Here is a 13977-nt window from a genome sequence, read left to right on the forward strand (position 1 = left end):
CCGTGAGCGCACCACCGTCGACATCTCGACAAGGAGACCGACCATGACCGTTGCCCCCGAGGGCCGCCGCCTGCTGCGCGTCGAGGCGCGCAACGCCGAGACGCCGATCGAGAAGAAGCCGTCCTGGCTGAAGAACACCGCACGGATGGGCCCCGAGTTCCAGGAGCTGAAGTCGCTGGCCCGCGGCAAGGGCCTGCACACCGTGTGCGAGGAGGCGGGCTGTCCCAACATCTACGAGTGCTGGGAGGACCGGGAGGCCACGTTCCTGATCGGCGGATCCAAGTGCACCCGCCGCTGCGACTTCTGCGACATCGCCACCGGCAAGCCGGACCTGCTGGACGTCACCGAGCCCCGCAAGGTGGCCGAGTCCGTCAAGGAGCTGGGCCTGCGCTACGCGACCGTGACGGGCGTGGCCCGTGACGACCTCGACGACGGCGGCGCCTGGCTCTACGCGGAGACGATCCGCGCGATCCACACGCTGAACCCGAACACCGGTGTGGAGATCCTGATCCCCGACTTCCAGGGCAAGCCGGACCGGCTGCAGCAGGTCATCGACGCCGCGCCGGAGGTCTTCGCGCACAACGTCGAGACGGTCCCGCGCATCTTCCGCCAGATCCGGCCCGCGTTCACCTACGAGCGCTCCCTGGACGTCATCACCCAGGGCAAGGACGCCGGGATGATCACCAAGTCCAACCTCATCCTCGGCATGGGCGAGACGAACCAGGAGATCTACGAGGCGCTGTGCGACCTCAACGACGCCGGGTGCGACATCATCACGCTCACCCAGTACCTGCGCCCCTCCCCGCTGTTCCACCCGATCGACCGGTGGGTCAAGCCCGAGGAGTTCGTGGAGCTCTCCGAGATGGCCGAGGAGATCGGCTTCCTGGGCGTCATGGCCGGCCCCATGGTCCGCTCCTCCTACCGCGCCGGCCGGCTGTGGGCCCGCGCCATGGAGAAGTCGGGCCGGGCGATCCCGGAGCACCTGGCGCACATCGAGGACACCGGCAGCGCCTCCCAGGAGGCCTCCTCGCTCGTCCAGCGACTCCGCTGAGGTCCGGCGGGGCGTGGCCCCGCCCACCCGCTAAACTGGAGGACGGACCACGGCCGGGCGCCCTGACGCCCTGACGCCGCGGGTCCCCCGGAACACCGCCACCGCACCACAGGACGAGGTCTCACCGTGTCACCTTCCCACGCCAAGTCGCGCCCCGCGTCGCGATCCACCTCCCCCGGGAAGCCGGCGGGCAAGCCGTCCGGGAAGCCCACCCGGGCGCAGAAGCGCGAGGCGAAGAAGCAGCGGAAGGCGACCAAGGGGCCCGGGTTCCTCGGCCAGATCAAGCAGGTCTTCAAGATGACCCGCGAGGTCGAGCCCAACATCGGCTGGTGGATGCTGCTGATCGGCCTCGGGGTGCTGCTGGTCTTCCTGCTCATCGGCGCGCTCCTCGGCAACTGGATCACCGGGCTGCTCATCGGCCTGCCGTTCGCCCTGCTGGCCGCCTCCTTCTACCTGTCCCGGCGGGCCGAGCGCGCCGCGTTCGCCCGGATCGAGGACCAGCCCGGGGCCGCCGGCGCCGCGCTGTCCGCGCTGCGTCGCGGCTGGATCGTGGAGGACCAGCCGGCCGCCATGGACCCGCGCACCCGCGACCTCATCTTCCGGGCCATCGGCCGGCCCGGGGTGGTCCTCGTGACCGAGGGCCCCGCGGGGCGGGTCGACAAGCTCGTCGCCAAGGAGCGCCGCCGGATCGGCCCCGTGATCCAGAACGTGCCGATCCACGTCATCAAGACCGGCAAGGGCGAGGGGCAGGTCCCGCTGCGGGAGCTGTCCAAGCGGATGAAGAAGCTCGACAAGAAGCTCACCCAGCAGGAGGTGCAGACCGTGCACAAGCGGATCAGCACCCTGGGCAACCGCCTGCCGATCCCCAAGGGCGTGGACCCGATGCGCGCCCGCCCGGACCGCCGGGCCATGCGCGGCCGCTGAGCCGCAGGCCCCGCGACACGCACCACGACACGCACGGAGCCCCCCGCCTTCCTCGGAAGGCGGGGGGCTCCGTCGTCGTGGTGCCGGGTGCCGCGCCCGGCGCTGCGCTCAGCGCGTGCGGACGAGGATCGTCTCCGCCGCCCGGTCGTGCAGGCCGCGCTGGTCCGGGTCGAACACGACCGCCGGGATCACGAGGCACAGCAGGAGGGCGCGGACAGCGGCGCGGGCGAACCCTGCCGGCCGCCCCGCCAGCGCCTGCACCTGGAGGCCCAGGAGCAGGTGCCCGGGGGTGTGGCCGGTCGCGCCGACCAGCAGCACGTTGAGCACGAACAGGAACGCCAGGGTCATCAGGCCCTGCTCGTTCCACTGGGGCACGAGCCACTCGGCGAGGCCCCAGCACAGGAACCAGTCCACCACCAGGGCCACGATCCGCCGCCCCACGCGTCCCACGGAGCCCGGCCCCTGCTCCGGTCGCCCGAGGCGCTGCCCCGGGTACTGCTGCCGGCCGGTCCCCGGTCCCTCGAGCCACGAGCCCACGTCACGTCTGTCGATCATCCCCTCAGGGTATCGGGGCGGGACTCCCCTAGACTGACGGGAGACCGTGGCTCCCCGGAGGTCCTCCGCGTAACACCGAGGAAACACCCGGGACACGGGGCCTTAATGCCCGGTCCGTAGCGTTGTCCCCGGAAACGGACGCCGCACGAGCATTCCCGGCACGGCGGTCCAGCCCACCTAACAAGGAGAACAGCACATGTTCCAGACACCCGAGGAAGTCCTCACGTTCATCAAGGACGAGGAGATCGTCTTCGTCGACGTCCGGTTCACGGACATGCCCGGCGTGCAGCAGCACTTCAACCTCCCCGCCAAGTCCGTGGACGACGACTTCTTCGAGCACGGGCAGCTGTTCGACGGCTCCTCCATCCGGGGCTTCCAGGGCATCGCCGAGTCCGACATGCAGCTCATCCCGGACCCGACGTCGGCCTTCGTGGACCCGTTCCGCGTCGAGAAGACCCTCGTGGTCACCTGCTCGATCGTGAACCCCCGCACCGGGGAGCCCTACCACCGCGACCCCCGCGGCGTCGCCGAGCGCGCCGAGGCGTACATGGCGTCGACCGGCATCGCGGACGTCGCCAACTTCGCCTCCGAGGCCGAGTTCTTCATCTTCGAGGACGTCCGCTACGACATCCAGCCCCAGGGATCCTTCTACGCCATCGACTCCGACGAGGCCGCCTGGAACACCGGGCGCAAGGAGGAGGGCGGCAACCTGGGCAACAAGACCGCCACCAAGGGCGGCTACTTCCCGGTCTCCCCGGTCGACAAGCAGGCCGACCTGCGCGACGCGATGTGCGTGGCCCTGGACGAGGTGGGCCTCGAGGTCGAGCGCTCCCACCACGAGGTGGGCGCTCCCGGCCAGGCCGAGATCAACTACAAGTTCAGCACGCTCACCCGGGCGGCCGACGACCTGCAGAAGTTCAAGTACGTCATCAAGAACACCGCGGACGCCTTCGGCAAGTCGGCCACGTTCATGCCCAAGCCCGTCTACAACGACAACGGCTCCGGGATGCACTGCCACCAGTCCCTGTGGAAGGGCAGCGAGCCGCTGTTCTACGACGAGAAGGGCTACGCGGGCCTGTCCGACATCGCGCGTTGGTACATCGGCGGCCTCCTGGAGCACTCCTCGGCCGTGCTGGCCTTCACCAACCCGACGGTGAACTCCTACCGTCGCCTGGTCAAGGGCTTCGAGGCGCCGGTCAACATGGTGTACTCGCAGGGCAACCGCTCGGCCGGCATCCGCATCCCGATCACGGGCACCAACCCGAAGGCCAAGCGCCTCGAGTTCCGCGCCCCGGACCCCTCGTGCAACCCGTACCTGGCGTTCGCCGCCCAGCTGATGGCGGGCCTCGACGGCATCCGCAACCGCATCGAGCCGGCCGACCCGATCGACAAGGACCTCTACGAGCTGCCCGCCGAGGAGGCCAAGGACATCAAGAAGGCCCCGGCCTCGCTCGAGGAGGCGCTGCTGGCCCTCGAGGCGGACCACGAGTTCCTGCTCGCCGGTGACGTCTTCACCGAGGACACCATCCAGTCCTGGATCGAGTACAAGCGCGAGTTCGAGCTCAAGCCGCTGTCCGTGGTCCCGCACCCGCTGGAGTTCTCGATGTACTACGGCGTCTGATCCGCACGGATCGGCCACCGCACCGGGAAGGCCCCGGACCCCACGAAGAGGTCCGGGGCCTTTCCCATGCCGCCGGCAGTCCGACGACGACGCCGTCGGTAGCCGCCGACGATGGCCGCCGTCAGTGGCCGTAGAAGAGCCGCTCGAACACGGCGCGGGCCTTGCGGGTGGTGCGCAGGTAGTCCTCCTCGAGCCGGCCGGCGCCACCGTGGGGGTACCCGCACCAGCGGGCCACCGCCTCGAGGTCGGCCCGCTTGGCGGGCAGGGCGTCGGAGCGGCGCCCGGTCCGCAGGACGTTGCCGTTGCGCACGGCCGTGGCCAGCCGCCACGCGGCGGACAGGGCCAGGGCGTCCTCGGCGGTCACGAGACCGGCCTCCTCGGCGGCGTGCAGGGCCCGCAGGGTGCTCGTGGTCCGCAGCCCCTGGACGCGGTGCCCGTGCTGGAGCTGCAGCGTCTGGACGAGCCACTCGACGTCCGAGAGCCCGCCGCGGCCCAGCTTCAGGTGCCGGGCCGGGTCCGCGCCGCGCGGCATCCGCTCGTTCTCCACGCGGGCCTTCATCCGCCGGATCTCCAGCAGCTGGCGCTCCGTGAACTCCGCCGGGTAGCGCAGCGGGTCCACGACCCGCCGGAACGCGTCGGCCAGCTCGTCGCTGCCGGCCAGGGGCAGCGCCCGGGTGAGCGCCTGGAACTCCCAGGTCTGCGCCCACCGGGCGTAGTACTCGGCGTAGGACTCGACGGAGCGCACCATGGGCCCCTGCTTGCCCTCGGGGCGCAGGTCGTTGTCGATCTCCAGCACGCGCTCCGCCACAATGGGCGGCGTGCAGGGCGCCTTGAGCAGCTGCACCATCCGCTGCAACAGGGTCTCGGCCTGCTCCCGGGCCGCGGCGGGGTCCGCGTCCCCCACCGGGGCGTAGACGTACATGACGTCGGCGTCGGAGCCGTAGCCGATCTCCCGCCCGCCCTGCCGGCCCATCGCGACGACGAGGACGTCGGCGAGCCGGCCGGCGCGGTCGTAGACCTCCCGCTCGGCCACGTGCAGGGCGCCCAGGACGCAGACCCGGTCGATGTCGGACAGCGCCGCCACGACCTGCTCGACGTCGAGCAGCCCGGAGGTGTCCGCGAGCGCCACGCGCAGCTCCTCGCGGCGGCGGATGAGGCGGATCATCCGCACGGCCTCCCCGGGGTCGGGGTGGCGGGCCATCTGGGCGCGGATCTCGCTCCACAGCGTCTCGAAGGACACCGGGCACAGCTCGTCGTCCTGGCCGAGCCAGGCGGTCGCCTCCGGAGAGTTCTCCAGCAGGTCGGTGACGTACCGGGAGCTGGAGAGGATCTGGCACAGGCGTTCGGCGGCGGCGTTCGAGTCGCGGAGCAGGCGCAGGAACCATGGGGTGGTCCCGAGGGACTCGGAGAGCCGCCGGAAGCCCAGCAGCCCGGCGTCGGCGTCGACGCCGTCGGCCAGCCAGGCCAGGAGCACGGGCAGCAGGGTGCGCAGGATCTCGGCCCGCCGGCTGACGCCGCGGGTGAGCGCCTCGATGTGGCGCACGGCGGCCTTCGGGTCCCGGTAGCCGAGCGCGGCGAGCCGGTCCCGCACCGACTCCGCCGAGAGCTGGGTGTCGGTCTCGGGCAGGTGGGCGAGCGCGGCCAGCAGCGGCCGGTAGAAGATCCGCTCGTGCATCCCCCGGACGCTGCGCTTGACCTTGCGCCACTCCTCGAGCAGCGAGTCGCCGGAGGGGCGGGCGGTGTCCGCGGCGCCGCGCAGGGAGCGGGCGATGACCGTGAGCTCCTGCTCGCCCCGCGGCATGAGGTGGGTGCGGCGAAGCCGGAACAGCTGGATGCGGTGCTCCAGGAGGCGCAGCCAGCGGTAGTGGGCGGAGAACTGCTCGCTGTCCCGGCGGCCGATGTACCCGCCCTCGGAGAGCGCGGCCAGGGACTCGGTCGTGGCCTGGGTCCGGACCCGCTCGTCCGTGCGCCCGTGCACCAGCTGGAGGAGCTGGACGGTGAACTCGACGTCGCGCAGCCCGCCGGGGCCCAGCTTGATCTGGCGCTCGCCCTCGGCGGCCGGGATGTTGTCGGTGACCCGCCGACGCATGGCCTGCACGGACTCGACGAAGCCCTCGCGCCCGGAGCTGCGCCACACGAAAGGCTCGATGGCCTTGCGGTAGGCCGCCCCGAGCTCCGGGTCCCCGGCCACGGGCCGGGCCTTGAGCAGGGCCTGGAACTCCCAGGACTCGGCCCACCGCTCGTAGTAGCGCACGTGCGAGTCCAGGGTGCGCACGAGCGGCCCGTCCTTGCCCTCGGGCCGGAGGTTGGCGTCCACCTCCCACAGCGGGGGCTCCGCGCCGCGGGCCATGAGCGCCCGGGCGGTGCCCGTGGCGAGGGCCGTGGCGATGACGGTGGCCTCCGCCCCGTCCATGGGCTCCGCGCCGTCCGGGTCCTCGACGGCCATGACGTGGACGACGTCGACGTCGGAGATGTAGTTGAGCTCCCGGGCGCCGCACTTGCCCATCCCGATCACGGCGAGCCGCACCCGGTCGACGGTCTCGGGGGCCCAGGTCCCCGCCGCCTCCGCCCGGGAGACGGCGAGCGCCCCCTCGAGGGCCGCGGCGGCCAGGTCGGCGAGCTGGCGGCCCACCGCGGGCATGTGGTCGGCCGGGTAGAGGGCCCCGACGTCCCGGATCGCGATGCGCGTCAGCTCCCGACGGTAGGCCGCGCGCAGGGCGCTGCAGGCGGCGTCACCGGTCCCGGAGGCCACCGGGGTCCGCGCGGCGGGGTCCGCGCCGACCGCCGTCAGCAGCGCGTCGCGGAACTGCTCGCCGGGGATCTCCGCCGGCTCGGCGGCGGCGGGCTCCGCGAGCAGGTCCAGGTGCTCGGGGCGCCGGAGCAGGAACTCCCCGAGCGCCTCGGAGGAGCCCAGGAGCCGGAACATGGCCTCGGAGGCCTCCGGGCCGGCGTTGATCCGCTCGGCGAGCTCCGGGGAGCCCTCGAGGAGCCGGACGGTGAGCCGCAGGGCGACATCGGGCGAGGCCGCCAGGGCCAGACCCTCCAGCAGCCGGTCGAGGTCGACCTCGGCGAGCTCCGGGAAGCCGAGCCAGCGCTGGGCGTTGCCCGTGTCCGCGAAGCCGACCTTGATGAGACGGCCGGACGGGACGGTGCCCGCCGGGGCTGCGGACTGGGGAGGGTGTGTCATGGGACGGTCCGTCCGGGGTCAGAGGATGCCGAGGTTGTTCTTGAGCTCGAAGTGCGTGACGACCCGGCGGTAGTCGTTCCAGTCGCGGCGCTTGTTGCGCAGGAAGTAGTCGTAGACCTGCTCCCCGAGCAGCTCGGCCATGAACTCCGACTCCTCGGTCTCCCGGATGGCGTCGTACAGGCTCGAGGGCAGCGGGTTGTGGCCGAGGGCGCGGCGCTCCGCGGAGCTCATCGCCGCGACGTCGTCCAGCTCCACGGGCGGGAGCTCGTACTCGTTCTCGATGCCCCGCAGACCCGCGGCCAGCAGCGCGGCGTAGGAGAGGTAGGGGTTCGTGGCGGAGTCGATGCCGCGGTACTCGATGCGCGCGGCCTGCACCTTGTCCGGCTTGGACAGGGGCACCCGCACGAGCGCGGAGCGGTTGTTGTGGCCCCAGGACTGGTAGGAGGGGGCCTCTCCCCCGCCCCACAGCCGCTTGTAGGAGTTGACGAACTGGTTGGTCACCGACGTGAACTCGGGGGCGTGACGCAGGATGCCGGCGATGAAGTGCCCGGCCGTGCGGGAGAGGCGGAACTCGGACCCGGCCTCGAAGAAGGCGTTGGTGTCCCCCTCGAAGAGCGAGAAGTGGGTGTGCATGCCGGAGCCGGGGTGCTCGGTGAACGGCTTGGGCATGAAGGTCGCGTACAGCCCCTGCGAGAGCGCGACCTCCTTGATGACCGTGCGGAACGTCATGATGTTGTCGGCCGTCTGCAGGGCGTCGGCGTAGCGCAGGTCGATCTCGTTCTGCCCGGGGCCGGCCTCGTGGTGGGAGAACTCGACGGAGATCCCGACGGCCTCCAGCATGTTCACGGCCTTGCGCCGGAAGTCCTGCACCACGCCGCCCGGCACGTGGTCGAAGTACCCCTCGTGGTCCACGGGCGTGGGCCGGCCCTCGGCGTCGAGGTCCGCGGACTTCAGCAGGTAGAACTCGATCTCCGGCGCCGTGTAGCAGGTGAAGCCCATGTCCGAGGCCTTCTCCAGGACCCGCTTGAGCACCCCGCGCGGGTCCGAGGAGGAGGGCTCGCCGTCCGGGGTGAGGATGTTGCAGAACATCCGGGCGGTGGGCTCCGTCTCGCTGCGCCAGGGCAGGATCTGGAACGTGGACGGGTCCGGCTGCAGGAGCATGTCCGCCTCGGAGACCCGCGACAGGCCCTCGATGGAGGAGCCGTCGAAGCCGAGCCCCTCCTCGAAGGCCGCCTCGACCTCGGCGGGGGCCAGGGCCACCGACTTGAGGCTCCCGACGACGTCCGTGAACCACATGCGCACGAAGCGCACGTCGCGCTCCTCGATGGTCCTGAGGACGAACTCCTGCTGACGGTCCATGGTTGTCTTCCTCGTCTTCCTGCCCGGGAGTGCTGTGCCGCCCGGGCACGCCTGCTGTCCCGCCCACTCTAACGCGCTGTCCCGCCGCGCCCGCCGGACCGGACGGCGCGGACGGGCGCGCCCGATAGGGTGGGGCCATGACCCAGGAGACACCCCGTCCGGCACCGGGCGCGCTGGACGTGCGCCGGGTGCGCACGCACCACCTGCGCGAGGCCAAGCGCCGTGACGAGAAGTTCACGATGCTCACGTGCTACGACGCCCTGACGGCGGCGATCTTCGACGCGGCCGGCGTCGACTCGCTGCTGGTCGGGGACTCCGCGGGCAACAACGTCCTGGGCCACTCCAGCACCCTGCCCGTCACCGTGGACGAGCTGCTGCCGATGTGCCGTGCCGTGTCCGGCGCCGTCGAGCGCGCGTTCGTGGTGGTGGACCTGCCCTTCGGCTCCTACGAGGCCTCCCCCGAGCAGGCGGTGGCCACCGCGGTGCGCTTCCTCAAGGAGGGCGGCGCGCACGCGGTGAAGCTCGAGGGCGGGGCGTGGTTCGCCCCCCACGTCCGGGCCATGGTCCAGGCCGGGGTGCCCGTCGTGGCCCACATCGGCTTCACCCCGCAGAGCGAGCACGCCCTGGGCGGGTACCGGGTGCAGGGGCGCGGCGACGCCGCGCGCACGCTCGTGGAGGACGCCCGCGCCCTCGAGGCCGCCGGGGCCTTCTGCCTGGTGATGGAGATGGTCCCGGCGGAGGCCGCCGCGGCCGTGGACGCCGCCCTGGAGATCCCGACCGTGGGCATCGGGGCCGGGCCCGCGACCACCGGCCAGGTGCTCGTGTGGCAGGACATGCTGGGGCTGCGCCGGGGCCGGATGCCGCGCTTCGTCCGGCAGTACGCGGACCTGCACGGGGTGGTCTCCGACGCCGTGGGCCGCTACGTCGAGGACGTGCGCTCGGGGGCCTTCCCGGCCCCGGAGCACGGCTTCTGAGCCGCCGCGCCCGGCGCACCGTTCCGGGGCGCCCCGGCCGTCGGGGTGCTGCGCCCGCGGCGGATCAGCCCTCCTCGAAGGCGCGGTCCTCCTCGTCCCACTGCCGGGTGCGCTCCGCGGCGAGCTTCAGCGCGTTCTGCGCCTCCTCGCGCGTGGCGTAGGGCCCGAGCAGCTTGCGGTAGTCCGACTGCGGGCCCTCCTCGACCTGGTGGGTGTAGGTGTTGAACCAGTACTCGGCCATGACCTCTCCTCTCGACGGCCGCCGGGCCCCGGTGACCGGACCGGCCCCGTGCCCGGCGCGCTAGGGTAGATCCTAGGCCCGGACCGGCCCGGACGGGGCCGGCCCACCCGATCCAGGAGGTCCAGACCCCCGTGCCCACGCACAACCTCACCGCTCCCGCCCCCGGCGGCACCGCCCCCGTCGGCGCCCTCGCCCCCGGCGCCGTGACCCCCGGCCGGCCCGTGCCGGCGTCCATCCCCCGCCCCGAGTACGTGGGCCGGGCGGAGCCGGACGAGGGCCGCGGCGGCAACGTCTACACCCCGGACGAGATCGAGCTCATCCGCGCGGCGGGCCGGATCGCGGCGCGCGCCCTGCAGGAGGCCGGCCGGGCCGCCGTGCCGGGCACGACCACGGACGAGCTCGACCGGATCGCCCACGAGTACCTGTGCGACCACGGGGCCTACCCCTCCTGCCTGGGGTACCGGGGCTTCCCCAAGTCCATCTGCACGTCCCTCAACGAGGTGATCTGCCACGGCATCCCCGACTCCACGGTGCTGGAGGAGGGCGACATCATCAACCTGGACGTCACGGCCTACAAGGACGGCTTCCACGGCGACACCAACCGGATGTTCCTGGTGGGCGAGGTCGACGAGCAGTCCCGCCTGCTGGTCGAGCGCACCGAGGAGGCCCTGAACCGGGCCGTCAAGGCCGTCCGCCCGGGCCGGGAGATCAATGTCATCGGCCGCGTCATCGAGAAGTACGCCCGGCGCTTCGACTACGGCGTGGTGCGGGACTTCACCGGCCACGGGGTGGGCCGGGAGTTCCACTCCGGGCTGATCGTCCCCCACTACGACGCCGCGCCGTCCTACTCCACCCCGATGGTCCCGGGCATGGTCTTCACGATCGAGCCCATGCTGACCCTGGGCACGATCCAGTGGGAGCAGTGGGACGACGACTGGACCGTGACCACGCGCGACCGGCGGCGCAGCGCGCAGTTCGAGCACACCATGGCCGTCACCGAGGACGGGGTGGACGTCCTCACCCTTCCGTAGGCCCTGCCGTAGACTGCCCACTGATCATCCGACCACGGCCCCACGAGAGGACCGCCCCATGACCACACCAGACCGCGACGTCGCCGCCGTCCCGAACCGCCGCGTCATCGGCATCGACTTCGGCGGCACCGGGACCAAGGGCGGGATCGTGGACCTCGACACGGGCGAGCTCGTCGGCGAGCGCTTCCGGATCGCCACGCCCCGCCCGGCCACCCCCGAGAAGGTCGCGGAGGTGATGCAGCAGATCGTCGCGGAGCTGCAGTCCCGTCCCGAGGCTCCCGCCCCCGACTCGCCCGTGGGCATCGTCTTCCCGGCGATCATCAAGGAGGGCGTGGCCCTGTCCGCGGCGAACATCGACAAGTCCTGGATCGGCACGGACGTCGACGGCCTCATGACCGAACGGCTCGGCCGTCCGGTCGAGGCCCTCAACGACGCCGACGCCGCGGGGCTGGCCGAGGCCGTCTACGGCGCCGGACGGGGCGTCAAGGGTCTGGTCATCGTGATCACCCTGGGCACCGGGATCGGCTCCGCCCTGATCCTCAACGGCAAGCTCGTCCCGAACGCCGAGCTGGGGCACCTGGAGATCGACGGCCACGACGCCGAGACGAAGGCGTCCGCCGCCGCGCGCGAGCGCGAGGACATGCCGTGGAAGAAGTGGGCGACCACCCGCCTGCAGCGCTACTTCAGCCACGTGGAGTTCCTGTTCTCGCCCAACCTGTTCGTGGTCGGCGGCGGGGTGTCGAAGAAGGCGGAGAAGTTCCTCCCCTTCATCGAGCTGCGCACGCCCGTGAAGGTCGCCGAGCTCCGCAACAACGCCGGGATCGTGGGCGCCGCCCTGTGGGCCGGCATCCCGCACGCGCCCGAGAGCTGAGCCCGGTCCGACGACGACGCCCGGTCACCTCCGCGAGGAGGTGACCGGGCGGCGTCGTGACCGGGCGGGAACGATCCGGCCGGGGGCAGAAAAAAACCCGCCGGGGGCCGCGGCTTCCCCTCCGCAGCCCCCGGCGGGAGCTTGTTGTGGACCCCACTCTACGGTCCTCATCCGGCCTGCGGCAAGGGACACGCCGGGACGTGGCGGCCGGAGCCGGTGCACCGCACGGGCGGGTCGTCAGAGCAGCCTCGGCTGGGACACGCCCTCGAGGCCCTTGCCCCGCGGCCGCCGGCCGCTGCGCTTCCGGGCGGCGCCGATGGGCTCCACGGTGGCGGGGATGGTCTGCTGCCCGGTCTGCTCGGCCTGCTGCCGGCGCAGGAGGTCGATCGCCTCCTCGAAGTCCCGCAGGCCGTCGAAGGCCTGGTAGACGCTGGCGAAGCGCAGGTACGCCACGACGTCCAGCCGGCGGAGCGGGGCCAGGATCGCGAGCCCCACCTCGTGCGCCTCGATCTCCGCGGCGCCCAGCGCCCGGATCGTCTCCTCGACCTCCTGGGCGAGCATCGCGAGGTCGTCCTCGCTCACCGGCCGCCCCTGGCAGGCCTTGCGCACCCCGTTGACGATCTTCTGCCGGTCGAAGGGCTCGGTGACGCCCGAGCGCTTGATGACCGAGATGGTCGTGGTCTCGAGCGTGGTGAAGCGCCGGCCGCACTCGGAGCACTGGCGGCGGCGGCGGATCGCCGTCCCGTCGTCCGTGGTGCGGCTGTCGACGACGCGGGAGTCGGTGTGACGGCAGAACGGGCAGTGCACGGTCGGATCAGCTCCCGGTGCGGATCGTGATGGCCCGGCCGTGCGCGGGCAGGTCCTCGGAGCGCGCGACGGCCACGATGTCCTCCCCGATCACGGCGAGCGCGTCCTGGGTGTACTCGACGATCTGCACCGCCTTCATGAAGGCGGTGGTGGACAGGCCCTGGGCGTGCACCGCCGTCCCGCCCGTGGGCAGCACGTGGTTCGAGCCCGCCGCGTAGTCGCCGAGCGGGACGGGGCTGTAGGGCCCCAGGAAGATCGCCCCCGCGTTGCGCACCCGGGCGGCCACCTCCTGCGGGTCGGCGGTGTGGATCTCGAGGTGCTCGGCGGCGTAGGCGTCGGCCACGGCGATCGAGGAGTCGAGGTCGTCGGTGAGCACGATCCCGGACTGCGGCCCGGACAGGGCGGTGGTGATCCGCTCCCGGTGCTTCGCCTCGGGGACCTGGACGGCGAGCTCCGCGGCGACCCGCTCGGCGAGCTCGGGCGAGTGGGTGATCAGCACCGCGCCGGCGGCGGGGTCGTGCTCGGCCTGGGAGATGAGGTCGGCGGCCACGTAGGCCGGCACGGCGGTGTCGTCGGCCAGCACGGCGATCTCGGTGGTCCCCGCCTCGGCGTCCACGCCGACCACGGAGCGGAGCAGGCGCTTGGCGGTGGCGACGTAGACGTTGCCCGGACCGGTCACGGTGTCGACCGGCTCGAGGACGTCGTCGCCGTCCGTGACCCCGTGGGCCATGGCGGCCAGCGACTGGGCGCCGCCGATGGCCCAGACCTCGTCCACCCCGAGCAGCCCCGCGGCCGCGAGGATCGTGGGGTGCGGCAGGCCCCCGAACTCCTTCTGCGGCGGGCTGCACAGCACCACGGAGCCGACCCCGGCCGCCTGGGCCGGGACGACGTTCATGACCACGGACGAGGGGTAGACGGCCAGCCCGCCGGGCACGTAGAGCCCCGCCCGGCGCAGGGGCGTCCACCGGTGCACGAGCACGGCGCCGGGCGCGACCTCGACGCGGGCGTCGGCCGGGCGCTGCGCCTGCGCGAAGGCCCGGGTGCGCTCGATGGCGGTCTCCAGGCCCCGGCGCACGGCCGGGTCCAGCTCGTCGACCGCCCGCCGGATCTCCGCCGGGTCGACGCGCAGCCGGTCCTGGGCCACGCCGTCGAAGCGCTGCGCGTAGCGGCGCAGGGCGACGGCGCCCTCGGTGCGGACCGCGGCGATGATCTCCTCCACGGCCTGCTGCGCCGAGGCGAGCGACGTGGAGCTCTGCCGGGGCACTGCCGCCCGCAGCTCGGACCAGGACAGGTGCCGGCCGCGCAGGTCGATCGTTCGCAGGACGGGAGTCGTGGTCGTCTCAGCAGTAGTCACGC

The 13977-nt window shown here is 72.6% G+C and carries 12 protein-coding genes; 6 read left to right on the plus strand and 6 right to left on the minus strand.

All coding sequences use genetic code 11. The features are described 5' to 3' along the window. Positions 1 to 43 precede the first annotated feature (43 nt). Together lipA and RF640_RS12035 are read left to right on the plus strand one after the other, a co-directional pair. The gene (lipA, locus tag RF640_RS12030) at positions 44 to 1051 is read left to right on the plus strand and encodes a lipoyl synthase (RefSeq protein WP_017834152.1); all 1008 of its coding nucleotides are present in this window, start codon (positions 44 to 46) and stop codon (positions 1049 to 1051) included. A 126-nt stretch (positions 1052 to 1177) separates the two neighbouring features. Then, positions 1178 to 1975 (plus strand): DUF4191 domain-containing protein, encoded by a 798-nt coding sequence (locus RF640_RS12035; protein WP_368827953.1) that lies wholly within the window; start codon positions 1178 to 1180, stop codon positions 1973 to 1975. A 108-nt stretch (positions 1976 to 2083) separates the two neighbouring features. On the opposite strand, the gene RF640_RS12040 is transcribed toward RF640_RS12035, so the two are convergent. Then, the gene (locus tag RF640_RS12040) at positions 2084 to 2530 is read right to left on the minus strand and encodes an RDD family protein (protein WP_109243797.1); all 447 of its coding nucleotides are present in this window, start codon (positions 2528 to 2530) and stop codon (positions 2084 to 2086) included. A gap of 196 nt (positions 2531 to 2726) precedes the next feature. Between RF640_RS12040 and glnA (RF640_RS12045) the strand changes: the two genes are divergently transcribed. Continuing rightward, positions 2727 to 4151, plus strand: coding sequence for a type I glutamate--ammonia ligase (gene glnA, locus RF640_RS12045; RefSeq protein WP_017834149.1), 1425 nt, complete (start codon positions 2727 to 2729; stop codon positions 4149 to 4151). Positions 4152 to 4272: 121 nt separating this feature from the next. Here the strand turns inward: glnA (RF640_RS12045) and RF640_RS12050 are convergent, their stop codons facing one another. After that, on the minus strand, positions 4273 to 7338 hold the full coding sequence (locus RF640_RS12050) for a bifunctional [glutamine synthetase] adenylyltransferase/[glutamine synthetase]-adenylyl-L-tyrosine phosphorylase (protein WP_368827956.1): 3066 nt from the start codon (positions 7336 to 7338) through the stop codon (positions 4273 to 4275). An 18-nt stretch (positions 7339 to 7356) separates the two neighbouring features. Continuing rightward, a complete protein-coding gene (gene glnA / locus RF640_RS12055; protein WP_017834147.1) occupies positions 7357 to 8697 on the minus strand; it encodes a type I glutamate--ammonia ligase in 1341 nt (446 codons plus the stop codon). Positions 8698 to 8834: 137 nt separating this feature from the next. Here glnA (RF640_RS12055) and panB point away from each other — a divergent pair, with 137 nt between their 5' ends. Further along, positions 8835 to 9671, plus strand: coding sequence for a 3-methyl-2-oxobutanoate hydroxymethyltransferase (panB, locus tag RF640_RS12060; protein ID WP_095651555.1), 837 nt, complete (start codon positions 8835 to 8837; stop codon positions 9669 to 9671). A gap of 64 nt (positions 9672 to 9735) precedes the next feature. Here the strand turns inward: panB and RF640_RS12065 are convergent, their stop codons facing one another. Beyond that, positions 9736 to 9912: an SPOR domain-containing protein gene (locus RF640_RS12065; RefSeq protein WP_017834145.1), complete on the minus strand. Its 177-nt coding sequence runs from the start codon at positions 9910 to 9912 to the stop codon at positions 9736 to 9738. Positions 9913 to 10043: 131 nt separating this feature from the next. Here RF640_RS12065 and map point away from each other — a divergent pair, with 131 nt between their 5' ends. Continuing rightward, a complete protein-coding gene (gene map / locus RF640_RS12070; protein ID WP_272027493.1) occupies positions 10044 to 10943 on the plus strand; it encodes a type I methionyl aminopeptidase in 900 nt (299 codons plus the stop codon). A 58-nt stretch (positions 10944 to 11001) separates the two neighbouring features. After that, positions 11002 to 11814, plus strand: a complete 813-nt coding sequence (gene ppgK, locus RF640_RS12075; RefSeq protein WP_017834143.1) for a polyphosphate--glucose phosphotransferase — start codon at positions 11002 to 11004, stop codon at positions 11812 to 11814. 237 nt (positions 11815 to 12051) lie between these two features. Here ppgK and nrdR read toward each other — a convergent pair whose 3' ends face one another. Together nrdR and hisD are read right to left on the minus strand one after the other, a co-directional pair. Then, positions 12052 to 12621: a transcriptional regulator NrdR gene (gene nrdR, locus RF640_RS12080; protein WP_368827959.1), complete on the minus strand. Its 570-nt coding sequence runs from the start codon at positions 12619 to 12621 to the stop codon at positions 12052 to 12054. A 7-nt stretch (positions 12622 to 12628) separates the two neighbouring features. Continuing rightward, positions 12629 to 13975 carry a histidinol dehydrogenase gene (hisD, locus tag RF640_RS12085; RefSeq protein WP_229587778.1) on the minus strand — a complete coding sequence of 449 codons (1347 nt, stop codon included), beginning with the start codon at positions 13973 to 13975 and terminating at the stop codon, positions 12629 to 12631. Between the last annotated feature and the right edge of the window lie 2 nt (positions 13976 to 13977).

Origin of the sequence: Kocuria sp. CPCC 205231, assembly GCF_040980965.1 — a bacterium.
GTDB classification, from domain to species: Bacteria; Actinomycetota; Actinomycetes; order Actinomycetales; family Micrococcaceae; genus Kocuria; species Kocuria rosea.